This window comes from Pseudomonas orientalis (assembly GCF_002934065.1).
Classification (GTDB): domain Bacteria; phylum Pseudomonadota; class Gammaproteobacteria; order Pseudomonadales; family Pseudomonadaceae; genus Aquipseudomonas; species Aquipseudomonas orientalis_A.
In genome coordinates this window covers 3,806,145-3,825,140 of the sequence record NZ_CP018049.1, presented here as the reverse complement: position 1 = coordinate 3,825,140, position 18,996 = coordinate 3,806,145, and the positions used below count along the sequence as shown (strand labels likewise).

The 18,996-nt window shown below is 62.1% G+C and carries 19 protein-coding genes; 14 read left to right on the top strand and 5 right to left on the bottom strand.

Going from position 1 to position 18,996, the window contains the following annotated elements; genetic code table 11:
• Positions 1 to 551 precede the first annotated feature (551 nt).
• From BOP93_RS17095 to BOP93_RS17060, 8 genes are all read left to right on the top strand, one after another.
• On the top strand, positions 552 to 2,945 hold the full coding sequence (locus tag BOP93_RS17095) for a TonB-dependent receptor plug domain-containing protein (protein ID WP_104503588.1): 2,394 nt from the start codon (positions 552 to 554) through the stop codon (positions 2,943 to 2,945).
• A 19-nt stretch (positions 2,946 to 2,964) separates the two neighbouring features.
• On the top strand, positions 2,965 to 3,936 hold the full coding sequence (locus BOP93_RS17090; RefSeq protein ID WP_104503586.1) for an amino acid ABC transporter permease: 972 nt from the start codon (positions 2,965 to 2,967) through the stop codon (positions 3,934 to 3,936).
• Entirely contained in the window at positions 3,929 to 4,702 is a 774-nt protein-coding gene (locus tag BOP93_RS17085; protein WP_104503584.1) for an amino acid ABC transporter ATP-binding protein, read from the top strand. Before BOP93_RS17090 ends, BOP93_RS17085 begins: the two co-directional genes overlap by 8 nt.
• An 18-nt stretch (positions 4,703 to 4,720) precedes the next feature.
• Entirely contained in the window at positions 4,721 to 5,644 is a 924-nt protein-coding gene (locus tag BOP93_RS17080) for an ABC transporter substrate-binding protein (protein WP_104503582.1), read from the top strand.
• Positions 5,645 to 5,655: 11 nt separating this feature from the next.
• Entirely contained in the window at positions 5,656 to 7,239 is a 1,584-nt protein-coding gene (locus BOP93_RS17075; protein WP_104503580.1) for a flavin monoamine oxidase family protein, read from the top strand.
• Between the two features lie 57 nt (positions 7,240 to 7,296).
• Positions 7,297 to 7,719 (top strand): RidA family protein, encoded by a 423-nt coding sequence (locus BOP93_RS17070; protein ID WP_104503578.1) that lies wholly within the window; start codon positions 7,297 to 7,299, stop codon positions 7,717 to 7,719.
• A 177-nt stretch (positions 7,720 to 7,896) separates the two neighbouring features.
• Positions 7,897 to 8,289 (top strand): DUF4398 domain-containing protein, encoded by a 393-nt coding sequence (locus tag BOP93_RS17065; RefSeq protein ID WP_104503577.1) that lies wholly within the window; start codon positions 7,897 to 7,899, stop codon positions 8,287 to 8,289.
• A gap of 10 nt (positions 8,290 to 8,299) precedes the next feature.
• Positions 8,300 to 9,073, top strand: a complete 774-nt coding sequence (locus BOP93_RS17060; protein WP_104503575.1) for an OmpA family protein — start codon at positions 8,300 to 8,302, stop codon at positions 9,071 to 9,073.
• A 24-nt stretch (positions 9,074 to 9,097) separates the two neighbouring features.
• Here the strand turns inward: BOP93_RS17060 and BOP93_RS17055 are convergent, their stop codons facing one another.
• Positions 9,098 to 9,934 (bottom strand): 5'-nucleotidase, lipoprotein e(P4) family, encoded by an 837-nt coding sequence (locus BOP93_RS17055; protein WP_104503573.1) that lies wholly within the window; start codon positions 9,932 to 9,934, stop codon positions 9,098 to 9,100.
• A gap of 172 nt (positions 9,935 to 10,106) precedes the next feature.
• On the opposite strand from BOP93_RS17055, the gene BOP93_RS17050 reads away from it, so the two are divergent.
• A complete protein-coding gene (locus BOP93_RS17050; protein WP_104503571.1) occupies positions 10,107 to 10,526 on the top strand; it encodes a chemotaxis protein CheY in 420 nt (139 codons plus the stop codon).
• A 3-nt stretch (positions 10,527 to 10,529) separates the two neighbouring features.
• Here BOP93_RS17050 and BOP93_RS17045 read toward each other — a convergent pair whose 3' ends face one another.
• The 3 genes from BOP93_RS17045 to BOP93_RS17035 all read right to left on the bottom strand — a co-directional run bounded on the left by BOP93_RS17045 (position 10,530) and on the right by BOP93_RS17035 (position 13,275).
• Positions 10,530 to 11,735, bottom strand: a complete 1,206-nt coding sequence (locus BOP93_RS17045) for a DUF1835 domain-containing protein (protein WP_104503569.1) — start codon at positions 11,733 to 11,735, stop codon at positions 10,530 to 10,532.
• A gap of 152 nt (positions 11,736 to 11,887) precedes the next feature.
• The gene (locus tag BOP93_RS17040; protein ID WP_104503567.1) at positions 11,888 to 12,130 is read right to left on the bottom strand and encodes a hypothetical protein; all 243 of its coding nucleotides are present in this window, start codon (positions 12,128 to 12,130) and stop codon (positions 11,888 to 11,890) included.
• 68 nt (positions 12,131 to 12,198) lie between these two features.
• Positions 12,199 to 13,275 carry an aldo/keto reductase gene (locus tag BOP93_RS17035; protein ID WP_104503565.1) on the bottom strand — a complete coding sequence of 359 codons (1,077 nt, stop codon included), beginning with the start codon at positions 13,273 to 13,275 and terminating at the stop codon, positions 12,199 to 12,201.
• A 203-nt stretch (positions 13,276 to 13,478) separates the two neighbouring features.
• Between BOP93_RS17035 and BOP93_RS17030 the strand changes: the two genes are divergently transcribed.
• The 4 genes from BOP93_RS17030 to BOP93_RS17015 all read left to right on the top strand — a co-directional run bounded on the left by BOP93_RS17030 (position 13,479) and on the right by BOP93_RS17015 (position 16,992).
• On the top strand, positions 13,479 to 14,111 hold the full coding sequence (locus tag BOP93_RS17030) for a glutathione S-transferase family protein (protein ID WP_104505311.1): 633 nt from the start codon (positions 13,479 to 13,481) through the stop codon (positions 14,109 to 14,111).
• A 16-nt stretch (positions 14,112 to 14,127) separates the two neighbouring features.
• Positions 14,128 to 15,048, top strand: coding sequence for a LysR family transcriptional regulator (locus BOP93_RS17025; protein WP_104503563.1), 921 nt, complete (start codon positions 14,128 to 14,130; stop codon positions 15,046 to 15,048).
• Positions 15,048 to 15,932: a LysR family transcriptional regulator gene (locus BOP93_RS17020; protein WP_104503561.1), complete on the top strand. Its 885-nt coding sequence runs from the start codon at positions 15,048 to 15,050 to the stop codon at positions 15,930 to 15,932. The genes BOP93_RS17025 and BOP93_RS17020 overlap by 1 nt, the downstream gene beginning before the upstream one ends.
• A 79-nt stretch (positions 15,933 to 16,011) precedes the next feature.
• Entirely contained in the window at positions 16,012 to 16,992 is a 981-nt protein-coding gene (locus BOP93_RS17015) for a pyridoxamine 5'-phosphate oxidase family protein (protein WP_104503558.1), read from the top strand.
• Positions 16,993 to 17,045: 53 nt separating this feature from the next.
• Here the strand turns inward: BOP93_RS17015 and BOP93_RS17010 are convergent, their stop codons facing one another.
• Entirely contained in the window at positions 17,046 to 17,321 is a 276-nt protein-coding gene (locus BOP93_RS17010) for a DUF6124 family protein (RefSeq protein WP_104503556.1), read from the bottom strand.
• A gap of 552 nt (positions 17,322 to 17,873) precedes the next feature.
• Between BOP93_RS17010 and BOP93_RS17005 the strand changes: the two genes are divergently transcribed.
• Positions 17,874 to 18,995, top strand: a complete 1,122-nt coding sequence (locus tag BOP93_RS17005; RefSeq protein WP_205885760.1) for a type III secretion protein — start codon at positions 17,874 to 17,876, stop codon at positions 18,993 to 18,995.
• Position 18,996: the final 1 nt, after the last annotated feature.

Here is an 18,996-nt window from a genome sequence, read left to right as displayed (position 1 = left end):
CCGATGGCAGAGGGTCAGCTACAAATTTATCAACTGACACTCCCTCATCGGGGGCAAGCCCCCTCCCACATTTCTAACCGAGTTCCGACATTAGACATCGGTCGGCTACCAGGCCGCCGCGCTTCTGCTTTTGATCTTAGGCACACCTAGCCTAGGCGAGGTGGCGGAACCCTAAGCAGCCGTTACCTAAACAACGGATATGTACTCAATGCAACATCAAACATATGAATAAAAATTCAAAGAAATAATGAAATATCAGAATATTAGCTTATGCCCAAATAGCATTATATTTTTAAAATCCATTCCGTTATGTTTGATCGCAACAGCCTACCCCAGACCCCGGATGGTACCCAGCGTGATTCAGATTCTGCGCACCTGACGGGTAATCCCCCGCAGCAGAATCGTTGGAACGGAGTTCGACGTATGTTGCCCCTTCAAACCCTTCGCTCGCCCCACACCTAGTTCAAACCGCACCTGCACCTTCAACACCGGCCATGCCGCGCCAGGCGCGTGCCTGCCCGACCCTGCGATTTGAAAAACCGGGAATAGCGATGAAGCATGTTCTACCCCCCACCGCCGCCTTGACCTTGTCCCTGCTGGCCGCCGCAGTCCAGGCCCAGGACGACAGCACCTTGTCCGCCGTCGTCGTCACCGGTAACCGTGGCGCCGAGCAGCGCACCGTCACCAGCAGCCCGGTGCCCATCGATGTGGTCAGCGCCAAACAGCTGCAAAGCACCGGCAAGCCCGGGTTGATGGAAGCGCTCAGCGCAGTGATCCCCTCGCTGACCCTGCCGGAGAAAACCGGCTGGGACGCCAGTGGCATTGCCCGTGCCCCCAACCTGCGTGGTTTGAGCGCCGCCGAAGTGCTGGTGCTGGTCAATGGCAAGCGCCGCCATACCAGCGCCACCCTGAACATCAACGGCATCAACACCGGCGCCGCACCGGCCGACCTGGATTTGATCCCCATCAGCGCCATCGACCATGTGGAAGTGCTGCGCGATGGCGCCGCCGCCCAATACGGTTCCGACGCCATCGCCGGGGTGATCAACGTGATCCTCAAGGCCGACACCCGCGGCACCTCGGTGACCCACGCGGGCCTGGGCTATGACGGCAAGAAGCAGACCGTGCAGCAAAGCCTCAACAAAGGCTTCGAAATCGGCGACGGCGGTATCGTGCAACTGGCCCTGGATGCGCGCAGCCAGAATGACGACAACAAGGCCAGCGCCAACGGCTACACCTATGAACAAGCCTACGGCCTGGCCGGCAAGTCGACTTACGGCGGCTACGGCACGCCCAAGACCAACCTGCTGACCCTGGGCTATAACGCCGAACTGCCGATCGACGACAGCCTCAGCCTGTACTCCTTCACCACCTACTCGCGGCGCAAGGCCGAGCAGGGCCAGAACTTCCGCCTGCCGACCATCACCAACACCATCACCACCGGGCCCAATGGCTATCCTTCCGGCTACACGCCCACCTGGTATATCGATGAAGACGATTTCCAGGCGGCCTTCGGCGGCAAGGGCACCGTCGGCGAGTGGGACTGGGACCTGTCCACCACCTACGGGCGCAACGAAGCGGAGCAGGGCACCACCCACAACCAGAACCCGTCCCTGGGCGAGGCCACGCCGAACAGCTTTACCTCCGGCACATGGATTTCCACCGAGCTGACCACCAACCTGGACTTCAAGCGCGGCTTCGACATCGGCCTGCAAAAACCGCTGGACCTGTCCTATGGCTTCGAGCATCGGCGTGACACTTATGAGGTGCAGGCGGGTGACTACGCGTCCTATGCCAACGGCGGCTACTGCTTGGCGCCGGGCAATTGCGCCTCGTCCGGGGCCCAGGTCACCAACGGCATTTCCCCTGATGAAGAAAGCAGCGCGTCGCGCAACAGCGTCGCCGGTTATGTCGACGCGGGCTTCAACCCGCTACCGGACTGGTACGTCGGCACCGCCGTGCGTTATGAGCATTACAACCAGGGGGTGGGCGCCACCCGCAGCGGCAAGCTGACTACCCGCTACGACTTCACCCCGCAATTGGCGGTACGTGCCACCGTGAGCAATGGCTTTCGTGCGCCGTCCCTGGCCAACAGCCTGTTCAGTGCGCGCTCGACCACCTATGGCGTGGTGGATGGGGTGTACCAGTCGATCAACTACGGCGTCCTGCCGGTCGGTTCGGCGGCGGCCAAGGCCCTGGGCGCCGAGGACCTGAAGCCCGAACGCTCGACCAATTTCAGCCTTGGCTTGATCCTAACACCCACCGACCGCCTGAGCTTCACCGCCGACGCCTATGTGATCAACCTGCGCGACCGCATCACCCTCACCGGCACCCTGCTGGGGCCCGAAGTCACCCAGGTGTTGCAGAACAACGGCGTCAACTCCACCTCTGGCGGCCAGTACTTCATCAACGGCGCCGACACCCGCACCAAGGGCCTGGACCTGGTCAGCAGCTACAACCAGGACCTGGGCGCATTCGGTGCAGTGAAGTGGACCGCCGCGTTCAACTGGAACCAGACCAGAATCCTCAACTACAAGGAATCGACCAACATCCTCGGCACTTCCTATGAGCTGATGGATCGCCAGGCGCGCAACCTGATCACCGGCGTGCAACCGAGCACCAAGCTGATCCTCGGTGGTGACTGGAGCATCGAGCGCTTCAACTTGAACCTGGCCCTGACGCGTTACGGCACCTACAAGGAAGTGAATGCTTCGGCCGATCGCGACCTGGACCGGGTCTACAGCGCCAAATGGATCACCGACCTCGACCTCGGCTACAACCTCACCAAGGACCTCAACGTGGCCATCGGCGCCAAGAACCTCTTCGACCTCTACCCCAAGAAACAAGGCGTGCCGAGCAGCACCATGCTCGCCAGCTACGGCACCTATTCGCCCTACGGTTTTACCGGCGGGTACTACTACACCCGGCTGACTTATGCCTTCTAAGGCCTGCGAGGAATAGACCATGCCCATTGTCGCCAAACCCTTCGAGCTGATCGATGAAGTCAACCCTTACCCGCGTCACCAGCGCCGTGTCGCCACGCCGATCAAGGCCTTGCAGGTAGTGCCGGCCCGGCATCCCTGGCGCTGGGCCGGGTCGATCTTTGCCGCGCTGGTGCTGCTCGTCATCGTGCATTCCCTGGCCACCAACCCGCGTTGGGAGTGGGGGGTGTTCGGCCAGTGGTTCTTCTCGCCCTCGGTGCTGCGTGGCTTGGGGCAGACGTTGTTGCTGACGCTGCTGAGCACGCTGTTCAGCATTATCCTCGGCACTGCGCTGGCGCTGGCGCGGTTGTCCGGTTCGCCGTTGCTGGCGGCGCTGGCCTGGGGCTATATCTGGTTTTTCCGCTCGATGCCGGCGCTGCTGGTGTTGATCATCCTCTACAACTTTGCCTACCTCTACGACCACATCGTGGTCGGTGTGCCGTTTACCGAGGTGGTGTTCGCCGAATGGTCGACGGTGGATGTACTCAGTCAGTTTACCGTGGCCGTGCTGGGCTTGAGCCTGATGCAGGCGGCGTACGCGGCGGAGATCATCCGCGGCGGCCTGATCGGTGTTGAGGCCGGCCAGCATGAAGCGGCGGCGGCGCTGGGGCTGCCGGCGTCGCGACGCATCTTTCGCATTATCCTGCCCCAGGCACTGCGCTCGATTCTGCCGTCGGGGTTCAACGAAATCATCGGCCTGGTCAAGGGCACGTCGATTGTCTACGTGCTGGCCCTGCCGGAGCTGTTCTACACCGTGCAGGTCATCTACAACCGCACCCAGGCGGTGATCCCGCTGCTGATCGTGGCGACGGTGTGGTACCTGATCATCACCACCGTACTGACCAGCGCCCAGTATTACGTCGAGCGCCATTTCGCCCGCGGTACCGCGCGCGTGCTGCCGCCGACGCCGCTGCAACGGCTGCGCCATTGGCTCAAGGAGAAAGCCCATGGCTGAGGCACGCGCAGGGCGTATCCAGATCCAGGGCGTCGGCAAGCGTTTCGGCAACCAGCAGGTGCTCGACAACATCGACCTGACGATCGACCCGGGCAAGGTCACGGTGATCCTCGGGCCGTCCGGCTCGGGCAAGTCCACCTTGCTGCGCACCATCAATCACCTGGAAAAAATCGACAGCGGGCATATCACCATCGACGGTGAGTACGTCGGCTATCGGCGCAAGGGTGACCTGCTCTTCGAGCTTAAGGAACGCGAGATTCTCAAGCGACGCATCGACGTGGGCTTCGTGTTCCAGAATTTCAACCTGTTCCCGCACCTGACCGCCTGGGAAAACATCGCCGAAGCGCCGTTGGCCCACAAGCGCTGGAGCAAGGCCCTGGCCCGGGACAACGCCGCCGAGTTGCTGGCCAAGGTCGGCCTGGCGGACAAGCTCGATGCCTACCCGCGCCAGCTCTCCGGTGGCCAGCAACAGCGCGTCGCCATCGCCCGCGCCCTGGCGCTGGACCCCAAAGTACTGCTGTTCGACGAACCCACCTCGGCCCTCGACCCGGAACTGGTGGGCGAAGTGCTCGACGTGATCAAGGGCCTGACCCGCTTGGGCGTGACCCTGGTGATCGTCACCCACGAAATCGGCTTTGCCCGCGAGGTGGCTGACCACGTGGTGTTTCTCTGCGACGGCCAGTTGATCGAAGAAGGCCCGCCCGAACAGATCTTGCGCCAACCCCGACATCCCCGCACCCAGGCCTTTCTCGGCAAGGTGCTTTAGTTCAAGGAGTGACTGCCCATGTTTACCCATCCACTGCATGTGGCCGTGCTGGCGTTTGCCGTCGGCACCGCGCAACAGGCGTTCGCCGTGCAGCAGGTCGACCTCAGCCCGGACCGCCCGCGCATTCATGCGCCCCGTAACGAAGCGGCGATCGCGCAGATCCCGCCGGGCTTCAAGTTCGCCCAGCCGGGCAAGTTCACCGTGGCCGTGTCCGGCGTGGCCGGGCCGCCTCTGGCGCTGCTGGCCAGCGATGACAAGACCACCATCGGCAGTGAAGCCGACACCGCGCAGTTGGTCGCCGACAGCCTCGGCCTGCAACTCAATGTGGTGCAGACCAGTTGGGAAGACTGGCCCCTGGGCGTCAGTTCCGGCAAGTACGACGCGGTGATCAGCAACGTCACCGTGACCGAAGCGCGCAAGAAGCGCTTTGACTTCGCCACCTATCGCCAGGACGTGCTCGGGTTTTATGTGAAGAGCACCAGCCCCATCAGCGAAATCAAACAGGCCGCCGACATTGCCGGGCTCAAGATCATCGTTGGCTCCGGGACCAATCAGGAAAAAGTCCTGCTGGCGTGGAACGAGGCCAATGAAAAGGCGGGCCTCAAGCCTGCGCTGTTGCAGTACTTCGACGACCAGGCCGCCGCGCAACTGGCGGTGCAGTCGGGACGCAGCGATGCGTTGTTCGGGCCCAACTCGGTGTACGCCTATTCGGCGGCGATCACCGGCGGCATCAAGCGTGTCGGCACCGTCAACGGCGGCTGGCCGTTGCAGGCCGATATCGCCGTGACCACGCGCAAGGACAACGGCCTTGTCAAGCCGATCCACACCGCCCTGGAAGGTGCGATTGCCGGCGGCCAATACGCCCAGGTGTTGCAGCGCTGGGGGCTGGATGTGGAGCGCGTCGATAAATCGCTGATCAACCCGCCGGGCCTGCCGGATTAGGAGTATCGAACATGGGACTGACACGACGTGAAGCGCTGTCCAGCATTGCCGCCGTCGGCGGTGAGCAGGCGGCCAAAGACGCCTTGGCCGCATTGGGCCTGGGGCCGTCTTCGCACCGGCGGCCGCAACCGCTGAAACTCAAGGACGGCCTGGGGCAGGGCACCCGCGTACTGGTGCTGGGCGCCGGGATTGCGGGGCTGGTCAGCGCGCTGGAACTGAGCCGGGCCGGGTTCACCGTGCAGGTGCTGGAGGCCCGCGACCGTGTGGGTGGGCGCACCTGGACCCTGCGCAACGGCGACCGCGTGGACTACACCGATGGCCGCTCGCAAACGGTAGCCTTCGATCCGGGCCAGTATTTCAACGCCGGCCCCGCGCGCATTCCCAGCCAGCACCGTACGATCCTCGACTACTGCAGCGAACTGGGTGTGCCGCTGCAAGTGCTGGTAAACAGCAGCCATGGCGCCCAGGTGCGGCCGGACCTGCAACAACCGGCGTTCACCGTCGGCCAGGCGGTCAATGATGCGCGCGGCCACCTGTCCGGCCTGCTGGCCAAGGCGGTGCAGCGCGATGCGCTCGACGACGTCTTGACCGGCGAGGAACGCACGCGCCTGCTTGCGTTCCTTCAAGTGTATGGCGACCTGTCCCAGGCGCTGGCCTACGAAGGCAGCTTGCGTTCCGGGCACCTTGAGTCGCCCGTGCACCCCGGCGCACTGCCTGCCAGCGCGCAGCCGATAGGGCTTGAGCGCCTGCTGCATCCCGAGCTGTGGGGCGCGCTGCTGCACACCGAATTCCCGGAGTTCTCGGCGACCATGTTTCAGCCGGTGGGCGGCATGGACCGCATCACCGAGGCGTTCTACCAGCGCGTGCGCGAGCAGGTGCAACTGGGCGCCCAGGTGCGACAGATTCGCCAACTGGAAGACGGCGTCGCGGTGACCTATCACGACCAGCACAGCGGCCGTGAACAGGTGGTGCGTGCCGATTACCTGGTATCCACCTTGCCCCTGCCATTGCTGGCCAGGCTCGACACCGATTTCAGCGACCCGGTCAAAGCCGCCTTGCTCAGCACCCGCAACGACCAGGCAACCAAAGTGGCGTGGCAGTCGCCGCGCTTCTGGGAAACCGATTACCGCATCTATGGCGGCTTGTCCTGGGTTGAACACCCGGCGCGCCTGCTGTGGTACCCGAGCAACGACCTCAACACCCGCGACGGGGTGCTGGTGGCCGGTTACGTCACCGGAGAGGGCGCCGACGCGTTCGGCGCGCAGTCGTTTGCCACGCAATACGCCACCTCCCGGCACGCCGTGGAACTGCTGCATCCCGGTTATTCCACGCAACTGCGCCACCCCTTGGCGGTCGCCTGGGAACAGATCCCCTACAGTGAAGGCCCATGGCTGCAACGCGAGCACTTCCCCGCCGAGGCCAGCGCATTGCTGGAACAGGCCCACGGCCGCGTGTACTTCGCTGGCGACGGCCTGGTGCAGAGCGGCGTGGGCATCTGGCAGGAATCGGCGGCCAACTCGGCGCGGCATGTGGTCGCGCAGTTGGCTGAACGGGTGACCCGGCAACGTCACATTGCGGCATTGGCGGCGTCATAACGGTGTGGCAAAGGCGGTCTTTGAAACCTGTGTAGACATCCAATAAGGAGCAACACAATGAGCGACAGCATTCAACGCACCAGTATCGGCGATTTCCCCATCTCGCAAACCGTGACCGTGCCGGCCTCGGCCAGCCTGGTATTCGTCAGCGGCACCTTGCCGGACCCGGCCGACCCGAACGTTGCCGGGGTCTACGGCAACACCGAAGTGCAGACCGTGTCGGTGTTCAAAAAACTGCGCAACATCCTTCAGCAGCAGGATCTGGACCTGGGCGATATCGTGCAATTGCGGGTCTTCCTGGTGGGCGCCCCGGAAACCGACGGCAAGCTGGACTTCGCCGGATTGCAGCGCGGTTACACGCAGTTCTTCGGCACCCCCGAACAACCGAACAAGCCGGCGCGCACGGCGTTGCAGGTGGTGGCATTGCCCTTGCCCGGGGCATGGGTGGAAGTGGAGGCGGTGGCTGCCAGGACGGCGTGAGCCCAGGGCAGACTGCCACTTTTTTCCGAGAAAATCCCTACAGGTATCTGGGAGTTTTCATTCTTCTCACCCGTGTTTTTCCTCCTAGGATGGCGCCATCGCTTGACCACAAGCGAGACGGCAACGGGGCCCGTTTTTCGGGCCCCCAGCCATATGAATAGGCTTAGGAGTCAAAACATGAGGATCACCCGTGTGAGCAAACGCCTGCGCCGCTCGGCCTGGGCGGTGATCGTTGCGGCAACATTGGCCGGCTGCGCCACGCCGCTGCCGCCGACGGAAAAAATCTCCCTGGCCCGCGACTCGGTGGGGCGTGCCCTGGCGGCACAAGCCACGCAATTCGCACCGCTGGAGATGAAGACCGCTCAAGATAAACTGGCGCGTATGGAGCAAGCCATCGGCGAAAGACACTACGTGGAAGTGGACGCGCTGGCCGAGCAGATCGAAGTGGACGCCAACCTGGCCGAGACCAAGGCCAACACGGTGCGTAAACAGCAGGTCCTGCAGCAGGCACGCGAGGGCATCCAGGTGCTCAAGCAGGAAATGCTCAACGCCCCCGCGACCACCCACTGAGGATTCTTCCATGCGTGCCACTTACTTCATTCCCGTTCTGTCCGCCTTGGCGCTGGCCGTGGCCGGTTGCGCCACGCCACCCGAAAACGCGCAACTGCTGCAAGCGCGCAGTCAGTTCTCCAGCTTGCAGCAAAAGCCTGAGTCCAACACCCTGGCGGCGGTCGAGACGCGCATCGCCTCGAATGCGCTGGACCGCGCCAATCAGGTGTCGCTGCATGATCGCACCGACCCGAAGATCGACCAGTTGGCGTACCTGGCGTCGCAGCGAATCGCCGTCGCCGAACAGACCATCGCTGGCCGCAAAATCGATGCGCAGCTCGACAACATCGCAGTCGACCGCACCCGGGTGCAACTTGACGTCAGGACCGCACAACTCAAGGCTTTGCAGGCCATGAAGGCACAACCGTCGGAACGCGGCCAGGTGATTACCTTTGGTGATGTGCTGTTCGATACCGCCAGGGCCGACCTGAAGCCGGGTAGCCAGCGCGACTTCCAGGGGCTGGCGAACTTTCTATTGCAGAACCCCGAGCGCCAGGTTCGCGTGGAAGGGTTTACCGACAGCACCGGTGGCGACGCTTTCAATCAGACCTTGTCCGAGCGGCGCGCCCAAGCCGTGGCCCGCGGCCTGGAGCGGTTCGGCGTGGGCAGCGAACGCATCACGGTGGTGGGCTACGGCAAGCAGTACCCGGTGGCCGATAACCTGAGCGCGCAGTCACGCCAGCTGAACCGCCGTGTGGAAGTGATCGTGTCCAACGACGGCTCGGCGGTCAGCGCACGCCGCTGAGTCGAGCGGGAGCAGCTCGCACCGCTATTCCTGCACCTGCAACGCCTGCTGTTTGAGCCTGCGTTTTTGCTCGAACGGCAACTTCTCATTGTCCCCATAGGGCGCGCTGTACCAGTTGCCGTAAGTTGGATTGGGCAGCAGGAACCAGCGCTGCCCCAGCCAATTCACGTAGGGTTGGACCGCCTTGCGCTGGGCCGCCAGCGTGTTGTGTTCGGCCTGTACGAAATCGCCCAGGGAATCACCCGCCATCAACAGCACCCGTGCATGGCCGGCGACCCATTGGCGCCGGCAATTCTTGCCATAGCCAGCGCTCTCGCAGTGGCCGATGGGTGTACTGGCCGCCAGGATTTGCTCATCGCTGTCAATCGGGAAACCGCGCAGGCGCAGGTTCCTGGCCGTGGCCGCAACCTGGCTGTGTTCGCGGTTGGTGAGGTAATAGACCTTGATGCCTTTTTGCCGGGCCGCCTGCAGGAACGCCACCGAGCCGGGCAGCGCCCGGGCCTTGGCCTGGTCGACCCAGGTGTTCCAGCGGTCATAGGAATAAACTTGGTTGTTCAGAATGTCGCGGGCATTGAGTGGCACGTTGTCCAGCAGGGTCTCGTCGATATCGACCACCACAGCCGGTGGCAGGCCTCTCAGATCTCGCGCAGGGAAGGGCAGGGCATCCCAGGTGGGATCGACCAGGGCGACATCGAGCTGGCGGGTGGCGTTGGCGAAAAGCTGACGGTAGATCAGCTCGTGCTCGATGGAGGTCTGGGTCCAGAGCACGGCGTCGAGTTGGTCGTTGGGCGGTGGGTGTTGCTGGCAGCCCGCGAGGGCGCCGGTGAGCAAGCAGAGGCTGGCGAAGAACAGGTTGCGCATGGGGCTTGATCTCGAAGAGCGTGGAGGCGTTGTTAGTCCACTAGTCTAATCACTTGCAGGGCATGCGGTTCCTTGCTGTTTAGGAATCGTCTTAAAGCCACGCTTGATCCCTGGCAAGTAGTGTATCCGGCGTTGAACGATCATCGTTGCCGCCTAGCTGCCAGGTTTGCCTATGTCCAATAAGACGTTACGCTTTCTGATTGCCGAGGGAGAACATTTACAGCGTATCAAGATCGAGAAAATGCTCAACCAGTTGGGCTATTACCGTATCGCTCCCTTGAGCTCATTCGACGAGGTGCAGGCGTTGACGCGTTCGAACGGCGTGACGTTCGATCTGTTGATCATCAACACAGCCTTGATGCGCGGTCACCCGATCGACCCGCTGAAGTACTGCCGTGAAAACCTGATGATCAGGCATGCGCTGATCTATGACGGGGAGTGCGCGCAGCGGTCGGTGATGCCCGTGTCGGCCAGCCAGACCTTGCATCTGTCCCTGTCGCAATCGCCGGATTTCAATGCCCTGTGCCGGTGTCTTGAAACGCTCGACCCGGCGGCGATGGCGCGCGTCGCCGGGATGTCACCCAAGCGTTGAGCCTTAGCTATACCAGGTGGGCAGGTTATCGCTGCCGATTCGCCAATGGGGCTGCCGTGGCCTCAGGCATACACCGCCGATCCAACGTTCATAGCCGGCGTGGTCCATCCAGTTGCTGTCGCCCTTCAATACGGCATGCCCCAGGGGCGTTAACGCCAAGTGGCGCCGAGGCCATGGCTGCTCAACGTCGGTTTGCACCAGCAGCGGCTGTTCGCCATCGATCAACGGCCGCAAAAGCGCATGAAACATCATGTCGCCCAGGAACGGCAGCGGTTCGCGCTTGGCCATCAGTTCTGCGAACACCCGGCCAAACGGCACCGGCCCGGCTTCGGCGATATAGCCCAGGGCCAGGCGTTCGGTCAGGGACAAGCCATCGCGGGTGCCAGGCAACTCCTGCAACTGGCGCAGCAGCGCCGGCGCGAGAAAGGGCAGGGCGCTATGCTTGCCGTGAGCGAGTTCGGCCCATTGCACGGGAGACGGCGCGCAGTATGCCGTCCACGCCTGCTTGGCCAGTTGTAACGCCGCCTCATCGACCAGCCGCCGCTGCGGCCACAGCCAGGCGAGCACATCGGGCGCCAATTGGCCGATGCCGATAAACCGCTCCACACCGGGAATGCGGTCGACCTCGATCAGTTCAAGTTTGGGCGGTAACCGTTCAACACCCGCCAATGCGCGTATCAGAAACAGCTGGTCGTAAGCATCCGCTTCACACCACAGCACGCTGTGCTGCGCCGTGGTCAGGGTTTCAAGTCGGGCATATTCGTCGGCCAGTCGTCGCGTCACGTCAGGTTCATTCAAACCAAATGCGTGGCTGATGAACGCGCTGCGCAAGGTTTGGTATTCATCGCCAGGCAGGTCGCGTACCGGGCCCATGCACAGCGGGTCAGTCAGCATCTGGAATTGCCCAGTGAATCCCGCCACGTGCAGGCTGTGGGCGATGTCATTGCCACACCTCCAGTGGGCGGTGCGGGCTTCGTCGCTGGCAATGAAGTCGGGGTGGTGTGCGGCGAAGTCCAAGGCGTCGACATGAGCCTTGAGCTTGGGCCAACTGCTGAAACCCAGCGCTTTGGCGATCTGCCATTGGGCTTGGGACAAGTTGGCGTTGGGATCCTCGCGCTTGAGGTGCCGTAACAGTTCCTTTGCGCGCTTGCGCTGCTGCTCAAGGTTGAGGCGGCCGTTGGTAGTAGAAGCAAAAGGGCGTTGCGACATACGAGCTCCTTGCACAAACCTTTTCCGCTTTAAGGTTGGGAGTCGTAGAAATGAGGTCGAGCTGTGATGTCCTGGGCGCAGCCCTTTCCGCGGAAGGTGGCGTAGAGAGCGCCAGTCGGGAAATATAGGCAGTGTGGCGGCCGATTGCAAACTCAGACCGGTTCATCGGACTTGCGATCAATCCAGTGAGTCTTGATGCCCTTGGCCCAGGCCACTGTGTAGAAGCAACTGAGCAACACAATGCCCCATTGCTCGGCATTGATCGACGACCAGAACCAGAATGGCTGGCCGGCCATGCCGAACAGGCAGGCGTAGCGGCGTACGTTGAGGCGTTTGCTCTGGCTGAACCAGATGGCGACGACGCCGAGGGCGGCGATCATGAGTTGCGCGATCAAAGCGATCTCCCTAGGCAAAGGTGAGAGGGTGCAGGCCTCTCCCACCGGTTGATTGCGGCGCGCAGGGGCTATTTGTCCTTGCGCGCATCCATGGTTTTCTGATGCTCGGCAAGGAACGGTTGTTCCGCCGGATCGAAGCGATCAATCCCTGCGGTAAACCGATGCCAGTACGGATACAGCGGCTGGCGACGCGTCACGGCCTCGATGCGCGAAGATTGTTCTTCGGTCAGTTTCAGCTCGGTCGCCGCGAGGTTGTCGCGCAGGTGCTCTTCGGTACGGGCGCCCACGATCAGCGAGGTGATCCCCGGACGGTCCTTGAGCCACGCCAGGCAGGTGCGCGCCACCGACACGCCGTGTTCATCACCCACGGCAGCCAGGGTTTCGATGATGTCCAGCGCGCGTTCCTGGTCATGCACGTAGGGTTCCGGCCAGCCGCTGCCCTGGCGGGTATTGGCCGGTGGTTTATGGCCGCGCCGGGTCGAGCCGGTCAGCAGGCCTTCGCCCATCGGTCCCCACACCAGCGTGCCGATATTCTGGTCCAGCGCCAGCGGCAGCAGCTCGTACTCGGCCTCGCGGGATTCGGGGGTGTAGTAGATCTGCTGGGTGATCGGCTTGAGCATGCCGTGCAACTCGGCCTTGCCCAAGGCCTTCATCATTTGCCAGGCGGTGAAATTGCTGGTGCCGAAGTAGCGGATCTTGCCCGAGCCCACCAACAGGCGCAGCGCTTCAAGGGTTTCTTCGATGGGCGTCAGGCCGTCCCAGTTGTGCAGTTGGTACAAGTCGATATGGTCGGTGCCCAGGCGCTTCAAACTGGCTTCACAGGCGCGAATCAGGTGGTAGCGCGACGAGCCGGAATTGTTCGGGTTCTGGTCCACCGGGCTGCGGCCCTTGGTCGCCAGCAGGATGTCGTTGCGCTTGTCGCCCAGGGCTTTACCCACCACTTCCTCGGCCAGGCCATGGGAGTAAAGGTCGGCGGTGTCGATCATATTCACCCCGGCGTCGAACGCGATATCGAACATGCGCCTGGCCTGGGGCACATCCACCGCGCCGCATTTTTCGAACTCGGCACGACCGCCAAAGGGCACCGTGCCCAGGATGATTTCCGAGACCAGCAGGCCGGAATGGCCCAGTTGTCGGTATTGCATGTTGCCTCCTACATTGCGTTGCACGTGAAGGTGTGAACGATGGGAGGGGCGATAGTTTGAATTTTTTTATGGATATCTTGTGGTCGGCTTAGCACAGGATTGTTTCATCAGGTGAAATGCTGGATTGTCATTCCTGGCCATTCCGCTAAGTCCGGAAGGGGCGGAATATGCCTGGCGTCGATACCTACTCCTTGGAGCCTTTCATGACCCAGCCTGCGATCAAACTGTACGGTTTCCCCCTGTCCGGCCACTCCCACCGGGTCGAACTGATGCTGTCCCTGCTGGGCCTGCCTATGGAATTTATCCTGGTGGACCTCAAGCAGGGCGCCCACAAAACACCCGAATTCCTCGCCACCCTCAACCGCTTCGGCCAGGTGCCGGTGATTGACGACGGCGGCACGGTGCTGGCCGACTCCAACGCGATCCTGATGTACCTCGCCAACACCTATGGCAACGGCCAGTGGCTGCCCGCTGATCCGGTCGGGCAGGCACGTGTGCAGCGTTGGCTCTCGGCGGCGGCCGGTCAATTGTATGCCGGGCCTGCCACGGCGCGCCTGGCTACGGTGTTTGGCGCCCAGGTGGACACGACCGTTGCGATCAACCACGCTCACGCCCTGTTGCACGTGGTGGAGCAGCAATTGGGCGAGAGTCGCTTTCTGGCCGGTGACTTGCCGAGCGTTGCCGATATCGCCTTCTACACCTACGTGGCCCATGCGCCGGAAGGCAACGTGTCGCTGGCCAACTATCCTCAGGTGCGCGCTTGGCTCGCCAGCCTTGAAGCATTGCCGGGTTTCGTCGCTATGCCGCGCACCGTGGTGGGGCTGCAATCAGCGTAATACTCAAGGGGTGTCGATGGACCGCTTTCATGAAATGCAGGTGTTCGTCGCGGTGGCCGAAGAGGCAGGCTTTGCCGCCGCCGCGCGGCGTCTGAACACCTCGCCGCCCAGCGTGACCCGGGCGATTGCCGCCATGGAACAACGCATCGGCACCCAACTGCTGGCGCGTACCACCCGCAGTCTGCACCTGACCGAAGCCGGGCAGCGTTACCTGGAAGACTGTCGGCGCATCCTTGCCGAGCTGAGCGAGGCCGAGGAAGCGGCGGCGGGCAGTTATTCGATCCCCTGCGGCCAACTGAACGTGACCGCCCCGGTGCTGTTCGGCGAGCTGTTCGTGGCGCCGGCGCTGGGGGAGTATCTGGACCGTTTTCCCCAGGTGAGCATCAACGCCCTGCTGGTCGACCGCGTCGTCAATATGAGCGACGAAGGTGTCGACGTCGCTGTGCGTATCGGCGATCTGCACGAGCCGGGGCAGCAGGCGATCGAGGTAGGCGAAGTGCGCCGGGTGGTGTGCGCATCGCCCGCTTACCTGGCCCGGCAGGGGCGACCCCAGCGGCCCGAACACTTGCATGGAGCGAAGATCGTCGCCTCGTCCGCCAGTCAGCGGGTGAGTGAATGGGCCTTTGTCGACGACGGCCTGTTGCTGACGGTGCCGATCGAACCGCGCCTGGTGGTCACTGCAAACAATGCCGCGATCAACCTCGCGCGGCTGGGGTGGGGCATGACCCGGGTGCTGTCCTATCAGGTCGCGGCGGCGGTGGCGGCGGGTGAGCTGGAGATTGTCCTGCAGGACTTCGAGCCGGCCGCGCTGCCGATCCGGGTGGTGTTCCAGAACAACGGTCGACTTCCGGCCAAAGTCAGCACCTTCGTGGATTTTCTGGCCGAGCGCCTTGGGCATGACGTGGCCCTGAAGCCGATGAAGCCGGCGCGCGGCTGATGGAACGCTATCGCGATATGCAATTGTTCGTGGCGCTGGCAGGGCAGCCGAGCCTGGCAGCGGCGGCGCGCTTTGCGCAGGTCTCGGGCCCGACCCTGGTGCGCGCGATTGCGCGTCTGGAAGCGCGTTTGCGTGTGGGGTTGTTGCAGCGCAGCACCCGTGGGGTCAGCCTCACCGACGCAGGCACGGCCTATCTGGCCGACTGCGTGCGGCTGCTGGCGGCGGTGGAGGCGGCTGAAGCCTCCGCCAAAGGGCTGCACAGCCAGGCCCAGGGCAATCTGCGCGTATTCATGCCGCTGCTGTTCAGCCGCTATGTAATGGCGCCGGTACTGGCCGCGTACATGGAGCGTTACCCACGGGTGCGCCTGGTCGCCCACTACCACGACTACTACCCGAACCTGCATGAAGAAGGGCTGGACGTGGCGGTGCTGGTGGGCGAGTTGCCCAGCTCTTCGTTGATCGCGCGACCGGTTGGGCAGGTGCGGCATATCCTCTGCGCCAGTCCCGGCTACCTTGCCAACCACGGCGAGCCGCTGCATCCCGATGCCCTCAGGCAGCACCATCTGATTGCCCATGCCGACCCGGTGCAGTGGGACTTTGCGCACTATCAGCTCAAGGCCCGTGCACGTCTGCGCTGCGCCACGGTGCAGGGCGCGATCAATGCGGCCGTGAAGGGTGCGGGGTTGCTGCGTTGCCTGAATTACCCGGTGCACGAGCACTTGGCAAGCGGCCGACTGCATCGCGTACTGCAGGGCTTTGAGCTGCCTGCGGTGCCGGTGCAGGTGGTGTACCGCGAAGGCCGCCATGCGTCGATGCGCGTGCGCAGTTTTGTCGATGACTGTGTAGCGGCATTGCGCGGGCACCCGGCATTTCAGTTGGTGTAATAGTGGATTGCCTGGGGTGGTGATTCTCTCGGCGGCGGATCAGGTACAGCATCCTATTATCCAACGAGAGGTGATCGCCATGAACTCAATCGAGCAATCCCCCTGGCATGCCGGCGAACGGCAACTGCAGGCCAGTGCCGGCGTGGCCGAGCGCATGGCCGTGATCGGCCCCAAGGTCATACGTGATCATCTGCCGGAGCAGCATCGCGATTTCTATCCCTTGCTGCCTTATATAGTGGTAGGGACGGTGGATGAACAGGGCATCCCATGGGCGACGATGCTCGAAGGTGCGCCAGGGTTCACGCATTCACCTGATCCGTACCGGTTGCAGATCGACAGCCTGGCGTGCAAAAGCGATCCGGCTCGCGCTGGCATCACGGCTGGCGCAGCCGTCGGTGTGCTGGGCATCGACCTGAACACACGGCGGCGCAATCGCATGAATGGTCGCATTGGCGCATTGGATCATGAAGGCTTTGCGGTCGACGTGGTGCACAGCTTTGGCAACTGTCCCAAATACATCCAACTGCGCCCGGTCGATACGATTGTACGCAAACCTGGCAGCGTGGCCGAGCGCAGCGACAGCCTGGATGGCGGCGCGCAGCAGATGATCCGCAACGCCGACACCTTCTTCGTCGCCAGCTACGTCGACCTGCACGGCGAACGTTCGGTGGACGTTTCCCATCGCGGCGGCAACACCGGGTTCGTGCGGGTAGAAGGCAACGTGCTGACCATCCCGGATTTTGCCGGCAACCTGTTCTTCAACACCCTCGGCAACCTGCAAGCCAACCCTGTGGCGGGGTTGTTGTTCATCGATTTTGAATCGGGGGATGTGCTGCACGTGGCGGGGCGTACCTCGCTGATTCTCAGCGGGCCTCAGGTGGCCGAGTTCGAAGGTGCGCAGCGGTTATGGACGGTGACCGTGGAGCAGGTGATCCGGCGTCCGGCGGCCCTGGCATTAAGTTGGCAGTTCGCAGCGTTTTCACCCCATAGCCTGGCGATGGGACGCTGGCAGCCAGGCGCGGTCGCAGATCAAATGCAGGAGCTGTCACAGCCTCGCTGAAGCTCGGCAGCTCCCACGGGGGTTGCACTTTGCTGGTGGGTGGGCGTTCCGGATCAGGCCACGGGGCATTCCCGGTTCAGCGCATCGTCCACCAGCAGCTTCGCTATTTCGACCATCTGCACCACCGCTAATAGATGCTTGCGACTGGCGCCATCCAACTGTTCGGCGCAGTCGTGTGCGCAAACAGTCGCTGACTCGAGCATTTCGCTGGCATTGCTCAAGGCGGCTTCGGTGCTGAGGCCGGGGCGGACGGTGAAGATGACATCCGGGGGTAATTGCGGCTTGTCATCCGAGCGGGATGGCGGGGGATTGGGCGTGACTTTTTTCATGGTGAAGCTCCTATGAATGAGCACCTCCATTTCGCTACCACACGACGTAAGGAGGCGACTGTACACGGGGTGGTAGACCGGTCATAGAAACCCGGCAGGCCGAGGCCTCCCATGCACAGCCGCCACAAAGCAGCCCGCACAAAAAAACGCCCGTGAGCGTTTTGGGGTCTATGAAAGAACTGGGCTACCACACCCGTTCGCTGATTTTGCAGCGACCCGCGAAGGTTAGCGGCGGGGTTGATCGGAAGCAACCCGAAAGTTGCGTAAGAGCGGTCCGACAAGCGTGATGCCTCTGCGCCCGCTGAATGTTGCACTGCACCTGTGGCACAGGTTGTTCGGATGAAAACCCCGAGCTCGCGGAGTTTTCCGATAGAAATCAGCCGAAATCGAAGGATGTTGTTACCTGTTGCCCACTATGGCATCAGGAACCTTTCCTACCGACTTACCACGCATGAGTACTTGTTGAACTCAATGCCCAAGGGTGACGGTTGGCAAGTCACGCATCTAATCGCACCGCGATTTCTATCCTTTTGTTAAATGAGGCTACATACAATGGTCACGCTCAACACGGCTGACGGTAGACAGGCTTATTCGGTTTATGCGACTTCTCAACAGCCTGATAAAACACCTGATCCATTCAATCGTTTTGGCCAGGTGCCTGCACATCGTGCCATTGGCCAAGTGTCCAACTTCCAGCGCAATGATCAGGAAATGACTGAGCTGTTGAAGTTGCTGAGTACCTTGGTGGCAACGCTTAAAACCTGGACGAACAATGAGAACGCACTGCCCACGCCTCCCATCGCCGTGATACCCAAACCGCTGATAAATGTCGGGCCCAAGCCACAGATTGATGTCGCGCCAGCCCCCCAGACGGTGCAACTCGACAAGCGCGTGTGGAAAGAACAATTGGCACCGTTCATGAATCGATCGAATCTGGCCACCAGCCGAAACGCTTTTGATACCGAACTTATTGACATGTTTTCCGATAGCAACAGGGACCCTTCAACTACGTTCTTGTCTGAAAAAACCAAAGGTCAAAAACCCGACGATATCCGCAACGGACTGCGCGCCACGTATGAGAACTTTCCCTATCTGGGCACCACCGGCAGAGAAGAGCACGTGGCGGCGATTAAAGTGGCCATGGCCACCTTCGGGCAAAGCCCAGCCGGGATTTTCAAGGACGTCATCAAGAGTGGGGACGGCTACGACGTAACGATGAAAGACGGCTTCAAGCTTCATATCACCGGTGAAGAGCTTCAGTTGGCAGCCAACGCGGCGAAATTCAGTGGCGGTGATGAAGGGATGATCAAGGATGCGCAATTTCTGTTCGGTGTGATGAGCAAGCGTCAATATATGGAACTGGAGCGCAACAACGCAACGGACCGGTTCTTCAGCCTCTATGGCAAAGACAGCGCGTACCATGCCCAACGTACTTATCCTGGGGTGCTGGCGTCAGCGGGACAGGGCATCGACGGTGACACGGCGCTGACCTATCTGGGGCTCAAGGAGCATGTGCAGGTGATGGATGCCAATGCACTGGGCACGCATATTGGCGTGCCATTGGACAAAGGCGGGAGAAACAAGAATGGCGCCATTTTTGAAGGTGTCATGGAAGGACAGTTATACAATAAGCCGGTTTCGCCATCACTGAAAGTTGTCACCCTTCGCGGTTGAA